The 15,352-nt window shown below is 72.3% G+C and carries 13 protein-coding genes; 7 read left to right on the top strand and 6 right to left on the bottom strand.

Annotated features, from left to right (window positions below; all coding sequences use genetic code 11):
- Positions 1 to 72 precede the first annotated feature (72 nt).
- Both AB0L00_RS21705 and AB0L00_RS21710 read right to left on the bottom strand, forming a co-directional pair.
- A complete protein-coding gene (locus AB0L00_RS21705) occupies positions 73 to 1,374 on the bottom strand; it encodes a hypothetical protein (RefSeq protein WP_364436904.1) in 1,302 nt (433 codons plus the stop codon).
- Between the two features lie 2 nt (positions 1,375 to 1,376).
- Positions 1,377 to 1,745, bottom strand: a complete 369-nt coding sequence (locus tag AB0L00_RS21710) for a hypothetical protein (protein WP_364436906.1) — start codon at positions 1,743 to 1,745, stop codon at positions 1,377 to 1,379.
- 91 nt (positions 1,746 to 1,836) lie between these two features.
- Here AB0L00_RS21710 and AB0L00_RS21715 point away from each other — a divergent pair, with 91 nt between their 5' ends.
- Positions 1,837 to 3,660, top strand: a complete 1,824-nt coding sequence (locus AB0L00_RS21715) for a hypothetical protein (protein ID WP_364436908.1) — start codon at positions 1,837 to 1,839, stop codon at positions 3,658 to 3,660.
- Complete coding sequence (locus tag AB0L00_RS21720; RefSeq protein ID WP_364436911.1) at positions 3,657 to 3,971, top strand: DUF6479 family protein; 315 nt, start codon at positions 3,657 to 3,659, stop codon at positions 3,969 to 3,971. The genes AB0L00_RS21715 and AB0L00_RS21720 overlap by 4 nt, the downstream gene beginning before the upstream one ends.
- 4 nt (positions 3,972 to 3,975) lie before the next feature.
- Here AB0L00_RS21720 and AB0L00_RS21725 read toward each other — a convergent pair whose 3' ends face one another.
- The gene (locus tag AB0L00_RS21725; RefSeq protein WP_364436914.1) at positions 3,976 to 4,758 is read right to left on the bottom strand and encodes a MerR family transcriptional regulator; all 783 of its coding nucleotides are present in this window, start codon (positions 4,756 to 4,758) and stop codon (positions 3,976 to 3,978) included.
- Between the two features lie 298 nt (positions 4,759 to 5,056).
- Between AB0L00_RS21725 and AB0L00_RS21730 the strand changes: the two genes are divergently transcribed.
- Positions 5,057 to 7,093, top strand: coding sequence for a glycosyl hydrolase family 28-related protein (locus AB0L00_RS21730; protein ID WP_364436917.1), 2,037 nt, complete (start codon positions 5,057 to 5,059; stop codon positions 7,091 to 7,093).
- A 27-nt stretch (positions 7,094 to 7,120) separates the two neighbouring features.
- On the opposite strand, the gene AB0L00_RS21735 is transcribed toward AB0L00_RS21730, so the two are convergent.
- Entirely contained in the window at positions 7,121 to 7,753 is a 633-nt protein-coding gene (locus AB0L00_RS21735) for a TetR/AcrR family transcriptional regulator (protein WP_364436920.1), read from the bottom strand.
- 95 nt (positions 7,754 to 7,848) lie between these two features.
- Here AB0L00_RS21735 and AB0L00_RS21740 point away from each other — a divergent pair, with 95 nt between their 5' ends.
- The 4 genes from AB0L00_RS21740 (at position 7,849) to AB0L00_RS21755 (ending at position 12,993) form a co-directional block, all read left to right on the top strand.
- Positions 7,849 to 9,192, top strand: coding sequence for a cytochrome P450 (locus AB0L00_RS21740; RefSeq protein ID WP_364436923.1), 1,344 nt, complete (start codon positions 7,849 to 7,851; stop codon positions 9,190 to 9,192).
- A 78-nt stretch (positions 9,193 to 9,270) separates the two neighbouring features.
- Positions 9,271 to 9,471, top strand: a complete 201-nt coding sequence (locus tag AB0L00_RS21745; protein ID WP_364436925.1) for a ferredoxin — start codon at positions 9,271 to 9,273, stop codon at positions 9,469 to 9,471.
- Position 9,472: 1 nt separating this feature from the next.
- Positions 9,473 to 10,744, top strand: coding sequence for a cytochrome P450 (locus AB0L00_RS21750; protein WP_364436928.1), 1,272 nt, complete (start codon positions 9,473 to 9,475; stop codon positions 10,742 to 10,744).
- Positions 10,745 to 10,935: 191 nt separating this feature from the next.
- Entirely contained in the window at positions 10,936 to 12,993 is a 2,058-nt protein-coding gene (locus tag AB0L00_RS21755; RefSeq protein WP_364436931.1) for an NPCBM/NEW2 domain-containing protein, read from the top strand.
- Positions 12,994 to 13,183: 190 nt separating this feature from the next.
- Here AB0L00_RS21755 and AB0L00_RS21760 read toward each other — a convergent pair whose 3' ends face one another.
- Both AB0L00_RS21760 and AB0L00_RS21765 read right to left on the bottom strand, forming a co-directional pair.
- Positions 13,184 to 13,954, bottom strand: a complete 771-nt coding sequence (locus AB0L00_RS21760) for an enoyl-CoA hydratase-related protein (protein ID WP_364436934.1) — start codon at positions 13,952 to 13,954, stop codon at positions 13,184 to 13,186.
- A gap of 102 nt (positions 13,955 to 14,056) precedes the next feature.
- Entirely contained in the window at positions 14,057 to 15,208 is a 1,152-nt protein-coding gene (locus AB0L00_RS21765) for an ROK family transcriptional regulator (protein ID WP_364436937.1), read from the bottom strand.
- Positions 15,209 to 15,352: the final 144 nt, after the last annotated feature.

The following is a 15,352-nucleotide window of genomic DNA, read 5'->3' on the forward strand; positions in this document are numbered from 1 at the left end:
CCGCCCCAGCGATCGACGCGACCACCCCGGCTCGGCTGCCCGCCTCCGCGACCGGGGTGTCCTACCGCGCGCTCATCCGCTGAGGAGGGCGAGCAGGCCCGCACAGGTCAGGGCGATCATGGTCACGGCGAGCGGAATCTGGCCCCGGCCCGCGCGGGCCGGGGGATGGGTGCGCAGGGCCAGGTCGTGCGCTGCGATGGTGGCGGCGATGTGGCCGAGCACGATGGCGTTCACCTGGACGAGCGCGGTGAGCCAGGACGGCACTGCGGCGTAGTCGACGCGGCGTCCGGTGGAGCCGAGCAGGTTCAGCCCGGTGCCGTACGGGTCGCTGGCCAGGATGACCGTCATCTGGCCCTCGAGCAGGAAGAAGGAGAAGTAGTGCGCGACGGTGTACCCGAGCGCGATGGGCAGTAGCGTCGCGGCGAACCGTACGGGCGGCGCGCCCGGGGGCTCGCCGGTCACGGCGGCGGTGACGCGCATCGCGCCCAGGTACAGCGCGGTGACGACGCCGATCGCGGCGGCCAGCCCCAGGGTGCCCGCCGTCAGGCTGCGGGGGTCGACGTTGTCCCGCCAGTAGGTCGTACGGGTGATGCCGTCGAATCCGGTGGATCCGATCAGCACGCAGGCCACGGCGACCAGGCCGGGTTCGGGGTCGCCGCGCATCAGCCCGGTCAGCGGCGTCCGCAGGACGAGGGTGCCGTCGCCGCGCCGGCCGATCGGGCAGATCCGGGCCAGCAGCGTGGAGTACGCCTCGAAGCCGTCGCCGAACGCGAACCAGGACGCGCCGTACACCGTCGCCAGGATGAGGTTGACCAGCGCGTACCCGAGGATGAGGAGGCCGACCAGGCGCGGGTCGGACCGGTCGGGCGCGACCAGCTCGAACCAGACGAACCCGGTGAGCCAGGCGGCGGCCGGCCAGTAGCCCAGGCGCCGGGGATAGGCGCGGCCGGACGCGCCCGTGAGCCGGCACAGTGCCGCGTGCAGGGTCCGCAGCGGGTTCACCCGCCGCCAGACCGGGCCGCACAGCACGCTGGCCGGCGCCAGACCCACCCAGAACGTCACGAACAGCGCCCACGGCGCGAAGTTGCGCTGGTCGGTCGCCGGCCCGGTCAGGGCCACCACGACGACCGCGGCCGTGGCCAGGAGTGCGATGACGCGCCCGGCGGCCGTCAGGGCTCGGGCGTCGAGCGCGTGGGCGATACGGGTGGGCAGTGGCCGGCCGTCGTCGGGGAAGAGGCGCGGCCGCCGCCACGCGATGGTGAGAGCGAGGAACGACGCGGCGATCGCGGCTCCGCCGCCGAGGATGGCCGTGAGCCCGTCCATCGGCAGGTCGGTGCGGCCGCCGAGCCCGTGCGCGAGGACGGTGGCGTGCACGGTCAGTCGACCTGGAGCTCGAAGACCCGCGCACCCGACCGGTGCAGCTCCGCCTCGAACACTCCCGGCTGGTCCGCGACGAACCGCAGGACGCCCGGTACGCCGGGCTTCAGCTCCAGTTCGCGGTCGTAGCCGTGGAGGTGGAACTCGTCGGCGGCGTCACTGGTGACGTCGATCTCCACCGTCCGGCCGCGGCGTACGGTGACCCGCGGGCTCGCCGTCCGCACCTTTCCGCCGGTCACGGTCATGGTGACCTTGACCGCGGGCGCGGCGGTCGCGGTGGCCTGCGGGGCCGGGGCCTTGCTCCCGCACCCGACCGTGGTGAGGAGCGCTGCGGCCGCCGTCGTGGCCAGAACCCGCCGACGTGACATGACTCTCCTTCCGCCCAACGTGACATCGATCAATGTAACAGTAGTAGATGTCATAGTTCGTGGACGCATACCAGCGGCCTGAGGAGGGCGTGTGGTGCAGCAGCTGATCCAGCCGGCCCGCGAAACGGCGATGGGCCTCCTCGCCGTCCAGTCGAAACCGGCCGGGGGAGCCGCCCTCGGCCAGGTGCTGATCGCGAGCGGCGCGGCCGCCGTGCTGACCGCCGCGCTGCTCGTCCTCGGCATCGGTCATCGAAGCGGCCGGATCCGGCTGCTGAGCCGCCTGGCCTCCTGGTCCGAACGCGGGCCCGGCCGGGGACTGCCGGGCTGGGCCGCCCTGCCCTCGCTGGTGTCGCTCGTGTCGCTGGTGACCGCGCTGCTAGGGATGTGCTGGGACATCTCGCTGCACATCTCGCGCGGTCGCGACGTCGGGCCGCTGGCCAACATCGCCCACTATCCGATCCTGATCGGCCTGTTCGGCATCTTCACCGCGGGTGTCCTGGCGGTGGTGCTGCCCCTGGGGGAGCGGCCCGGAGCCGGCGCGGTGCGCATCACCCGCGACTGGTACGCGCCGGCCGGGGGAGTGCTGCTGGCCGGCGCCGGCTTCTACGCCCTGCTCGGGTTCCCGCTCGACGACATGTGGCACCGGATCTTCGGCCAGGACGTCACGCTGTGGGGCCCGACCCACCTGATGCTCATCGGCGGCGCCGGGCTGTCCCTGGTCGCCCTCATGATCCTCGAACGGGAGGGGCGCGCGCATCGCGGCGACGTGGCCGTCCGCCCCTGGGCCCGCCACGCGCGGCGTGCGGCCATGGCCGGCGGGCTGCTGATCGGGCTGTCGGTCTTCCAGGCCGAGTACGACTTCGGCGTTCCGCAGTTCCGGCTGGTGCACCAGCCGTTCATGATCGCGGTCGCCGCCGGGTGCGCGCTCGTGGTGGCGCGGCTGTGGATCGGCCGGGGCGGGGCCCTGTCGTCGGTCGTCTTCTACATGCTCGTACGCGGCGGGGTCTCGCTCGTCGTCGCCGGGGTCATCGGCCAGCTGTGGGCCGCGGTGCCCCTCTACTTCGCCGAGGCCGTGTGCGTCGAGCTCGCCGCGCCGGCGCTGGCCCGCCGGCCGCTGGCGTTCGGCGCGGGCAGCGGCGTGCTGATCGGCACGGCCGGATTCGGTGCGGAGTACGCCTGGAGCCACGCCGTGATGCGCCTGCCCTGGACCGGCGACATCATCCCGGAAGGCATGATCATGGCGGTCGTCGGCGGTTTCGCCGGCGGCCTGCTCGGCGCCCTGCTGTTCCTCGGCCTGCAGGGACGGCTGCCCCGCCCGGCCGTCGCCCGTACCGTCTTCGCCGCGTCGCTCCTCGCGATCGCCGCCGCCGTGACGAACGGGCTGCTCGTCACCGTGTCCAAGGACGTACGGGTGTCCGTCACGCTCACCGACCTCCGCGGCGACGCCGCGCACCGTACCGCCGGCGCCCGGATCACGATCGCCCCCGCCGGCGCCGTCCGGGACCCGGCCTGGGTGACCGTGACCGCCTGGCAGGGCCGCGGCCTGCACGTCGACCGGCTGACCGCCCTCGGCGGCGGCGCCTACCGGACGACCGGCCCGATGCCGCTGTACGGGCAGTGGAAGACACTGGTACGGCTGCACGACGGGCGGTCGATGGGCGCGGTGCCCATCTACCTGCCCGACGACCCCGCGATCGGCGCCAAGCGCCTGCCGGCCCAGCCGCAGTCCACCCGGCCGGTCCAGAACGAGCGCCGGGTCCTGCAGCGCGAGCTCAAGAGCGGCGTCCCCGGCTGGCTGTGGACCGCCGCCTCCGCGGTCGTCCTGTGCTGCTCGCTGATCCTGATCATCGCGCTCGGCTGGGGCGTCGCCCGGGTGTCCCGCCGGCTCCCCGCCGTGCCGGAGGCGCACCGGTGAACGGGGCCGTGGGCGGGGCGGCGGCCGGGGCCGGGACGCCGCTCGCGACGCACTCGGCGGTCACCGCGATCCCCTTCTTCGTGCCGACGATCGTCGTCGTTGCGATCATCGTCGTGGTCGTCTGGCGGGACCGTCGCCGGCACCCCGACGAGGACGGCCATCGCCCGCAGCCCGGCGAGGACGATCGTCGCCCGCACCCCGACGGGGATGACGGTCGCCCGCACTCCGGCGAGGACGATCGTCGCCCGCGGCCCGGCGAGGATGAGGCGGCGGGCTCCGGGACCGGGCGGGACGGGCCACCGGCGGGGTAGGGCCTCAGCCCTTGTCGCCCTCGGCGGCCTCCGGCGTCCGGCGGGTGTCGCGGGCCACGGCGGCGGCGAGCTCGTCGCCCAGTGCCGCGCGCACCTCGGCCTCCATGCAGCGGGCCAGCAGCCCCTCGACCGCCAGCTGCGCGAGGGGCCGGAGCCGCTGGACGAACGCCGCGGCCTCGGCGATCTGCTCACCGCTGACCAGGCGCTCGGCGCTGAGGTCGCCGTGGGCGCGCGCCAGGTCGACGAAGCGCCGGGCGATCACCGCGCAGTCCTCCCGGATCCGTCCGGCGATCTCGAACACCGCGGGCAGCGGAATCCCCGCTGCCACCAGTTCGGTGCCGACGTGCAGCAACCGCGGACTGGGCACCTTGTAGCGGTCGTCGCCCTCGGCCTCGAGGAAGCCGTGCTCCTCCGCGAGCCGCAGAAGCGCCGGGGCGTCCGCGCTCTCCGGATCGACGGCGAACAGCTTGACGAGCTCGGCGGCGTCCAGGTGCCCGGGGATCTCGTCCGACCAGGGGTCGGTGAGCACCTTCTCGAGGCCGAGCAGGTCGCTGAGGTTCCGGCCGCGCTCCCAGGCCGAGATCAGCTCGGCGATGGTGGCGAGGGTGTACCCCCGGCCCAGGAGCTGGCCGATCAACCGCAGCCGGGCCAGATGAGACTCGTCGTACAGCCCGACCCGACCTTGCAGCCGGGGCGGCGGAAGCAGCCCGCGATCCTGGTACGCCCGGATGTTGCGCACCGTCGAACCGGCGGCATGGGCGAGCTCATCGATTCTGAAAACGGACATGCCACCGCATCTGTCGTCGGGATCGGCCTTACCTACGGATGCTACCGGCGCGCCCTGCACCGGACCCGTGCGCGCGGCCGTACGGCGGCCGCGCCGTCGCAAATGAATGCAAGAAAGAAGCAGAAGATCGGTTCTAGTGGACAAGACGCCGAAAAGTCGTCCGAAGAACCTTGTGGAGGGGGCAACGGCGGTTTAGTGTCGCCTCACCCGAATGGTGGCCGTCCACCCGTCTCGACCGTTTCTTCAGCCCTCCGAGAGAAGCGAGCACTCGATGTCACGGAGCATTCCAGGCCCTGTCATGAGGTGGTACGGCCGGCCGTCGCGGTCCATCGCGGCCGCGGTCGCGGTGGTGACCGCGGCCACCGTCGGGCTCAGCGGTACGGCGTTCGCCGACGCCGACGCCGTACCGCGCGACGCCGCCGCCCCGGTCGTGACACGCGCCGCCCTCGACCCGTCCCTCGTCGCGGGCCGGGGCGCGAACGTCGACTTCGCTGAACAGGAGGCGGAGAACGCCCGCACGAACGGCACGGTGATCGGCCCGGACCGTACCCCGTACACGCTGCCCTCGGAGGCGTCCGGCCGGAAGGCCGTCAAGCTGACGCCGGGGCAGTACGTCGAGTTCACGCTGCCCGCTCGGGCGAACGCCCTCACCGTCCGCTACAGCATCCCGGACGCGCCGCAGGGCGGCGGCATCACCGCGCCGCTCGACGTCTCGGTGAACGGCGCGAAGCGGAAGGCCATGACGCTGACCTCCCAGTACGCGTGGCTGTACAACCAGTATCCGTTCTCGAACGACCCGAACGCCGGCCTGCTCCACCCCGACTGGTGGATCACCGAGTGCTCCTGCGTGCCCAACGCCACGACGCCGGCCCCGACGATCACCAAACCGTTCCGCCCCAGCCACTTCTACGACGAGCAGCGGCTCCTGCTCGGCCGCACGTACCACGCGGGCGACAAGGTGCGGCTGACGGTCCCGGCCGGGAGCAACGCGGCGTGGACGGTCATCGACCTGCTGGACTCCCAGTTCGTCGGGGCGCCGCACGTCGTGCCCGGCGCGGCGAACGTGCTGGCGTTCGGCGCCGACCCGCTCGGCCGGCGGGACTCCGCGGCGGCGTTCGACAAGGCGATCGCCGTCGCCGAGCGGGCACGGCTCAAGGTCTACGTTCCCCCGGGCACGTACCAGGTGAACCGGCACATCGTCGTCGACGACGTGACGATCGAGGGCGCCGGAAACTGGTACACGATCATCAAGGGGCACGAGGTCGCCCTCGGCTCCCCGGCCCCCGACGGCTCCGTCCACACCGGCGTCGGCTTCTACGGCAAGGACGCGTCGGCGGGCGGCAGCCACGACGTCCACCTGTCCGGCTTCACGATCGAGGGCGACGTCCGCGAGCGCGTCGACACCGACCAGGTGAACGGCGTCGGCGGGGCCATGAGCGACTCGACGATCGACGGCCTGTACGTCCACCACACGAAGGTGGGCATGTGGTTCGACGGGCCGATGACGAACCTGCGGGTCACGAACAACGTCATCGCCGACCAGATCGCCGACGGTCTCAACTTCCACACCGGTGTCACGAACTCGGTCGTGGCCGGCAACTTCCTGCGCAACACCGGTGACGACGGCCTCGCCATGTGGTCCGAGAAGACCGCCGACGCCCGGAACACGTTCGACCACAACACGGTGCAGACACCGGTCCTGGCGAACGGTGTCGCGATCTACGGCGGCGCCGACAACACCGTCTCGGACAACCTCGTCGCCGACCCGATCCGGGAGGGCAGCGCCATCCACGCCGGGTCCCGCTTCGGCGCGGAGGCCTTCACCGGGCGCCTGTCGATCACGGACAACACGACGGTCCGCTCCGGCACGTACGACCTGAACTGGAAGATCGGCCTGGGCGCCGTCTGGTTCTACGCGCTCGAGAAGAGCATCGACGCGGACATCGAGGTGGCCGGGGACCACTTCCTCGACAGCACCTACAACGCGATCATGTTCGTCAGCGACTGGCCGGTCAAGGACCGGTACTCGATCACCAACGTCCACTTCAAGGACCTCCGGATCGACGGCACGGGCACCTCGGTGGTCAGCGCGCGGGCGGCCGGGTCCGCGTCGTTCCAGAACGTCGTCGCCCGCAACGTCGGCGCGGTCGGCGTCAACAACTGCGGGTCGTTCAACTTCCCGTCCACCGGCTCGGAGTTCACGCTGACGGATCTGGGCGGCAACTCCGGCGGCGGCACGACCGGCCCCTGGCTCGCGCCGTGGGAACTGCCGAACACCATCACCTGCGACGACCACCCGCCGGTCATCGCGCCGCCGGCGCCGTCGGCCTGGTGACGATTCCGTCCGAGGGCCGGCGGCCGGTCACACCGAGGTGCGCGGCGCGAGCAGGGCGATCGAGGACCGCACCGCCACCTCGGTGATGTCGCCGATCCGGCCGCCGTCCTCGACGGTGGTCGCGGTGAGTTCGCGCAGCCCGCCGAGCAGCATGACCACGACCTGCCGCGACGCCGGCCCGGCCCCCGCGGCGCGCCACTCCTCGGTGTCGCAGAACGTCTGGATCACCGTGATGAACGCCTCCATCACCTCGCGCTGCAGGCGGCGCGCCGCGTCGCCGAGGGACGGCACGTCACGGATCCAGCTCAGCATGATGGCGGGCTCGGACTCGGCGCACGCGATCCACGTCTCGACCGCCTGCCGGACCTGGGTGGGCCAGGGGGCGGTCTGGTCGACGGCGGCCGAGATCTGCCGGATCATCTCGGCGTTGGCGGCGGTGAGCAGCGCGATGAAGCACTCCTCCTTGTCGGCGAAGTGCTCGTAGAAGGTGCGCCGTGAGGTCCGCGCGCGGCGCACGACGTCGGCGACCGTGGTGTTGCGGTATCCCTTCTCCACGATCGACGCGGCGAGCCCGTCGAGCAGTCGCCGGCGGAACCCGCCGGGGTCGTCGGAGGCGGTGGTCCCCCCCGCCTGCGCGCGCGGTCGCCATACGGTCGTCACGCTGTCACCTCTCGTCGGGGCGAGCCCTTGAACCGGATGGTACATCGGCGTACCGTTTGGTACGACCGCGTACCACGCGAGAGGGGTGCTTCTCCATGACGACCGTGACGCTCCCGCCGGGCCCGTCGTCCCCGCGGTTCGTGCAGGGCGCGTTCGCGGCGACCGCTCGGGCGCGCGGAATGCAACGGCTGCGCGCCCGTTACGGTGACGCCTTCACCGTCAACGTGCCGATCTTCGGCCGCGCGGTGGTCATCAGCGATCCCGCCGAGATCCGGCAGCTGTTCACCGAAGGTCCCGATCTCATCGAGAACCTGCAGCCCAACCTCGGGCGGGTGCTCGGTCCCGGCTCGCTCTTCGCCCTCACCGGGGAGGAGCACCGCAAGCAGCGCAAGCTGCTGGTCCCGCCGTTCCACGGGCGCCGGCTGGCGGTCTACGAGAAGATCATCGAGGAGGAGACCGTACGGGAGGCGGCGTCCTGGCCGGAGGACCGGGCGTTCGCGACCCTGCCCTCGATGATGCGGATCACCCTCAACGCCATCCTGCGCGCGGTCTTCGGCGCCGACGGCGCCGAGCTCGCCGAGCTGCGGGAGATGCTGCCGCCGTGGGTCGCCTACGGTTCCCGGCTGGCCGTGCTGCCGATTCCGAAGACCGACCTCGGGCGGTGGAGCCCGTGGGGCCGGTTCCGGATCGCGCGCCGCCGGTACGACGCGATCGTCGACCGGCTGATCGACCGGACGGCGGGGAAGGACCTCGACGGACGCGACGACGTCCTCGCGCTGCTGCTGCAGAGCCGGTACGACGACGGCTCGCCGATGAGCCGCGCCCAGATCGCCGATGAGCTGCTCACCCTGCTCGTCGCCGGGCACGAGACGACCGCGACGACCCTCGCCTGGGCGGTCGAACGGCTCCGCCGCCATCCCGCGATCCTGCGGGACCTCGCAGAGGAGGCCGACGCGGGCGGCGGCGCGCTGCGCGAGGCGACGATCACCGAGGTGCAGCGCACGCGCCCCGTCATCGACCTCGTCGGGCGCCACGTCAAGGTCGACGGCTACCGGCTCGGCCGGTGGACGCTGCCGAAGGGGTGCACCGTGCTGGTCGGCATCACCCTGTTGCACACCGACGAGTCAGTGTTCCCGAACCCGCGCGCCTTCGACCCCTCCCGCTTCCTCGACGCCAGGCCGGACCTCTACGAGTGGATCCCGTTCGGCGGCGGCCGGCGGCGTTGCATCGGCGCGGCGTTCGCGAGCATGGAGATGAACGTCGTCCTGCGCACCGTGCTGCGCGACTTCACGCTGACACCGACCGCCGAGCCGGACGAGCGATGGCACTCGCGGGGCATCGCCAACGCCCCGGCCAAGGGCGGCCGGGCCGTCGTGCGCCGCCGGAACCCCCACGCCGTTCCGTCCGCTCCGGGTGCGGCGGCCCGAACGGGGTCGTGAGCGAGCGCGACGGCGGGCACGGCATGCTGGGAGGGTCCGGGCTCAGCGCCGTCGTCAGCGGTGAGAGGGAGAAGCACAGTGAAGGTACGGATCGACTCCGGTCGCTGCCAGGGGCACGGCCGCTGCTACGACCTCGCCCCCGGCCTGTTCGGGGACGACGATGAGGGCTTCGGGACGGTCCTCGGCGACGGCACCGTGCCGCCGGACGAGGCGGAGGACGCGCGGCGCGCGGCCGTCAACTGTCCCGAACGCGCGATCGGTCTGGTCGAAGGGGACTGACATGACGGCAGACGACCGGTTCACCGAGGACTACCGGGACGCGGGTGGGGACCAGCCTCTCGGCATCCGGAACGAGATCGTCACCGGCCCGGTCGCGGACTGGGCGACCGACTTCTCCCACGTGGAACCGGAGTGGGCCGCGGACCCGTACCCGATCCAGGAGGACCTGCGGCAGCGCTGCCCGATCGCCCGCACGGAGCGGTTCGGCGGCGGATGGCTGCCGACGCGCTACGAGGAGGTCGCGGCGATCGCCTACGACACCGAGCGCTTCTCCTCCCGGTCGGTCGTCGTGAGCAACTTCCGGCCGCCGCGAGAGATCGCCCCGATGGGCGCCGTGCCGCCGATCTCCTCCGACCCGCCGTTCCACCAGCACGCGCGCAAGCTGCTGCTCCCGGCGTTCACCAAGACCGCCGTCGCCAAGCTCGAGCCGGCGACCCGCGCGTTCTGCCACTCGCTCATCGATGCGTTCGAAGGCCGGGACGTCGTCGACGCCGCACGCGACTACGCCCAGCACATCCCCGTGCGCGTCATCGCCGACCTGCTGGGCTTCCCCGAGGAGGAGGGGCCGCGCTTCCGGGAGTTCGTCGAGAACACGCTCGAAGGCGTCAACCTGCCGCCGGAGGAGCGGATCGCGCGGCTGGACCGGCTGTTCGACTACCTGCTCCTCCAGATCCGCGACCACGTCGAGTCCCCCCGCGACGACCTGACGACTCACCTGCTGAACGCCGAACTCGGTGGCCGGAAGCTGGAGCCGTCGCACGTGGCGGGCACGATGGCGCTGCTGCTGATCGCCGGGATCGACACGACCTGGAGCGCGATCGGCGCCTCGTTGTGGCACCTGGCCAAGACGCCCGCGGACCGCGAGCGTCTCGTCGCCGAACGCGGGCTGCTGCCGACGGCGATGGAGGAGTTCCTGCGGGCGTACGCTCCGGTCACGATGGCGCGGCTGGTGAAAGAGGACATGCACTGGCACGGCGTGGACATGAAGGCCGAGGACTGGGTGCTGCTGTCCTTCCCCGCGGCCAACCGCGACCCCGCGCAGTTCGACCGGCCGGACGAGGTCGTCATCGACCGGGAGGTCAACCGGCACGCCGCGTTCGGCCTGGGCGTCCACCGATGCGTGGGTTCGCACCTGGCGCGCATGGAGCTACGGGTCGCCCTCGAGGTCTGGCTGGAGCGGATCCCGGCGTTCACCCTGGAGGACCCGGACGCGGTCACGTGGGCGGCGGGTCAGGTCCGCGGTCCCCGTACGCTCCCGGTCCGCATCGGCTGACGGCCGCCTCCGGAGCGGCCGGGCAGGGGGCGCGCGCCGGGGTGTCGCGTCCGGCGGGCGCTGTCGTCGCGGACGGCCTTGTCCGGCCGCGATCAGCTCTTGTTCGAACAAAGCCGACCAGGTACAAACAAGGCGGCGCCCCGATTTCGAACGCGTTCGCTCAGCAGCCCCCGTCACGCTGGAGCCCCGCCATGCGTCGAATCCTCCGTGCTCTTCTCGTGCTGGCCGTCGGCACGGTCGGCCTGAACCCGCCCCCTGCCACCGCCGCGACGCCGGTCGTCGCCACCCAGACCCCGCCGATGGGCTGGAACAGCTGGAACAAGTTCGGCTGCAACATCAACGAATCCCTGATCGAGGGGATCGCCGACTCCATGGTCGCGGCCGGCCTGGACCGGCTCGGCTACAAGTACGTCAACATCGACGACTGCTGGATGGCCGGCACCCGGGATTCCGCCGGTCGTCTCCAAGCGGATCCGACCCGCTTCCCGTCGGGGATCAAGGCGGTGGCCGACTACGTCCACGGCAAGGGCCTGAAGCTCGGCATCTACGAGTCGGCCGGTATCGCCACCTGCCAGGGACTGCCCGGCAGCCTCGACCACGAGACCACGGACGCCGCCAGTTTCGCCACCTGGGGCGTCGACTACCTCAAGTACGACAACTGCAACAACCAGGGCCGGCCCGGCGCGCAGCGCTACAAGACGATGGGCGACGCGCTCAAGGCCACCGGCCGGCCCATCGTGTACAGCCTCTGCAACTGGGGTCAGGACCAGCCGTGGATCTTCGGCCCGGCCACCGGCGGCAGCCTCTGGCGGACGACCGGCGACATCAGCGACTCCTGGGCGAGCATGACCTCGATCCTCGACCAGCAGGCAGGACTCGAGCCGTTCTCCCACCCGGGCGCGTGGAACGACCCGGACATGCTGGAGGTCGGCAACGGCGGCATGACCGACACCGAGTACCGTGCCCACTTCTCGCTCTGGGCGCTGCTCAACGCGCCGCTGATCCTCGGCAACGACCTGCGCTCGATGAGCGCCGCCACCAAGGCCGTCATCACGAATACCGACGTGATCGCGGTCGACCAGGACTGGGGCGGTTCCCAGGGCCGCCGGATGCGCGACCTCGGCGGCGGCCTGCAGGTGTGGGCCAAGCCGATGTCGGACGGCTCGGTCGCGGCCGTACTCCTCAACCGGTCCGGCTCGACCGCGACCATCACCACGAGCGCGGCGGAACTCGGGCTGGGCGGGTCGAGTTCGTACGCTCTGAAGGACCTGTGGAGCGGGGCCACCTCGACCAGTACGGGGAGCGTCGCGGCGAGCGTGCCGAGCCACGGCGTGGTGATGTACCGCGTCACCCGGGCCGGGACCCCGCAGGCCGCCCGCCCCGCCGGCACCTACCAGGTGAGCGACCTCACCTGGCTGACGTCCAGTAACGGCTGGGGCCCGGTCGAGCGGGACGCCTCGAACGGCGAGCAGGCCGCCGGTGACGGGCACACGCTGACGATCGGCTCCACCACGTACGCGAAGGGCATCGGCGCGCACGCCGACTCGGCCGTCCACCTGTGGCTGGGCGGATCCTGCAGCCGGTTCAGCGCCGACGTCGGCATCGACTCGGAGGCGGGATCGGGCCACGGCAGCGTCCGGTTCGCGGTGTACGGCGACGGCCGGCTGCTGGGCTACAGCGACGTGAAGTCGTACGGCGCCGCGACCCGGCTCGTCGTGCCGACCGGCGGTGCCCGGACGCTCGAGCTGCGCGTCACCGACGCCCGTGACGGCGTCGACTACGACCACGCGGACTGGGGCGGCGCCCAGATCACCTGCGGTACGCCGGGCACCGCCCGGAACCTCTCGTGGACCACCGCGACCAACGGCTGGGGCCCGGCCGAACACGACCAGTCCAACGGCGAGCAGGCCGCCGGTGACGGCGGCGTCCTGACCGTCGGCGGTGCGTCGTACCCGAAGGGCGTCGGCGCCCACGCGGCCGGGGACATCACCGTCAACGCGTCCGGTTGCACCCGCTTCACCGCGGCGGTCGGCGTGGACGCGGAGACCGGCGGGCGGGGCAGCGTCACGTTCTCCGTGGTCGGCGACGGCGTGACCCTGGCCTCGACCGGCACGCTCACCTCGGGAGCCGCCACGACGATCGACGTGGACGTCACCGGCCGCTCCACCCTGCACCTGGTCACCGGTGACGGAGGCGACGGCAACACCTACGACCACGCCGACTGGGCGGGCGCCACGCTCACCTGCTGACCGAAGGCCGGTCCGGGCTCCTCGCTCTCAGAGGCGACAGGGCGGGGAGCCCGGACGGAAGGAAACCGCTTCCCGGCAGCCCCCGGCCGAGCAAGACCGTGGCGGTCACGCGGCCGGCTCGCTCGGCTCCACGTCGTCCTCATGTGACCGGGAGAGAACGGGACCACCGCGTCAGCCGTCCACCTGGACCCTAGGCCGGCCACTCGGGGGTGCGCTTGTCCAGGAAAGCGCGCATGCCCTCCCGCGCCTCGGGCGTCTGGCTCGCGGCGGCCATCACCTCGATCGCGTACGTGTACGCGTCCGCCTCCGGCCGGTCGAGCTGGGCGTACATCGCCTGTTTGCCGAGCGCCTTGCTGCGCGGGCTGCCCTGCGTGGCGCGCTCGAGCAGCTCACGGGTGGCCTTCTCCAGCTCCTCCCCGGGCACGGCTCGGTTGATCAGACCCCACTCGAGGGCGGTCGCGGCGTCGATGGCGTCTCCGGTGAGGGCCATCTCCATGGCCCGCTTGCGCCCGATGTTGCGCGCGATCGGCACCATCGGCGTGTGGCAGAACCAGCCGCCCTTCCCGCCGGGGGCGGCGAACCGCGCGGTCCGCTCGGCGACCGCCAGGTCGGAGGCGGCCACGAGCTGGCAGCCGGCCGCCGTCGCCACGCCGTGCACCTGGGCGATCACCACCTGGGGCACCGCGTGGATCGTGTCCATCAGCTCCCGGCACGCGAGCAGGATCTCCCGGGTGGTGGCGAGGTCGGCACCGGCCAGATCGGCGAAGTCGTGCCCGGCGGAGAACACCGGGCCGTTGCCGGCCAGCACGATCCCGCGCGCGTCGGTCTCCCCGACCCGGCGGAACGCCGCCGTCAGCCCCCGCATGTGCGACAGGGACAGGGCGTTGCGCCGCTCCGGGCGGTTCATGGTGATGATCCCGAAGGGACCGTCCGTCTCGATGAGGACCTCGTCGACGCTCATGGTTTCGACGCTACGTCGCCGGGCCCCCATTCGGCCACGCCGGCACCGGCCCACGTCCGGCCGACAGTCGCTCCGGGACGTGGTCCGCGTCCCTGCTCCCGGTCAGCGGGCGAGGGTGGCGGTGAGGACACGGGGGGCGTCGGCGAGGACCATGCCGGCGGCGCCGCGGACCTCCGCGTGGTCGCCAAGACGCCCGCCTGTGACCCGGACGGATTCGGCGGCGGGCGCCAGCGCGTAGCGGCGGATGGCGCGGGTCATCGGCTGGAACAGGCGGTCACCCGCGGCCGCCAGGTCGCCGCCGACCACGATGAGCTCCGGATCGAGCATGGTGACGAGGTTCGCGAGGACCCGGCCGATCTCCTCGGCGGCGTCCTCCAGCGCGCGGACGGCGCCCCGGTCGCCACTCTTGATGAGCGGGAGCAGGTCGGAGACGGCCACCGGATACCCCCAGCTCGTTTCCAGGAGACGGGCGATGGCGATCGGGCTGGCCACGGTCTCCAGGCAACCGCGGTTGCCGCACCGGCAGACCCGCCCGTCCGGCGTCGCCCGGATGTGGCCGATCTCGCCGGCGAGGCCGCCGGAGCCGCGCAGGTGGCGGCCGCCGGAGATGATCCCGGCGCCGATCCCGGCCGACAGCCGGATGTAGATCATGTCGTCGACGTCGCGGGCCGCGCCGTACATGCGCTCGGCGAGGGCTCCCGCGTTGGCGTCGTTGGCCAGCCGTGTCGGCAGGCCGGTGCGCCGCTCGAGCTCGGCGCCGGGCTGGACGCCGACCCAGCCGGGCATGATCCCGTGCGCCTCCAGGACTCCATCGGGGTCGCGCACCGGGGCGGCGATGTCGACGCCGAGGCCGAGCACCCGTCGCGCGTCGACGTTCCGTTCCCGCAGCGCGCGGTGGATGAGGTCGGCGGCCAGGTCGAGCGTCTTGCCGGGCGCCCGGTCCACTTCCGTGGCGACGGCGTCGTTCCAGATGGGTGTCCCGCTCAGGTCACACAGCGCCACCCGGACATGTTGGTGACCGATGTCGGCTCCGACGGCGTACGCCGCCGAGGCCCGGACGGTGATGATCTGTGCGGGCCGGCCGGTGGGCCGGGCCTGGTCGTCCGGCTCGCTCTCCTCGACCAGACCGGCCGCCAGCAGGTCCGCGACGAGCGAGGAGACGGTGGCCCGGGACAGGCCGGTGACCTGGACCAGTTCGGTACGGCTCGTGCTGTCGGTGTCGAAGAGCGCCCGTAGGACCCGGAGCCGGCCCACCTCACGCAGGTTCAGTGGGGTATCGATCGCTGACCCTCGCACTTCATTCGGATTCAGGCTAATGAAGCTGTCCGCACGCGGACATTCGGTTGACTTGTGCGTAATGTCATCGTAACTATGTCCTCGGTCAGGTAACAACCCCGC

The organism is Actinoallomurus sp. NPDC052308 (genome assembly GCF_040679195.1).
Taxonomy (GTDB): domain Bacteria; phylum Actinomycetota; class Actinomycetes; order Streptosporangiales; family Streptosporangiaceae; genus Actinoallomurus; species Actinoallomurus liliacearum.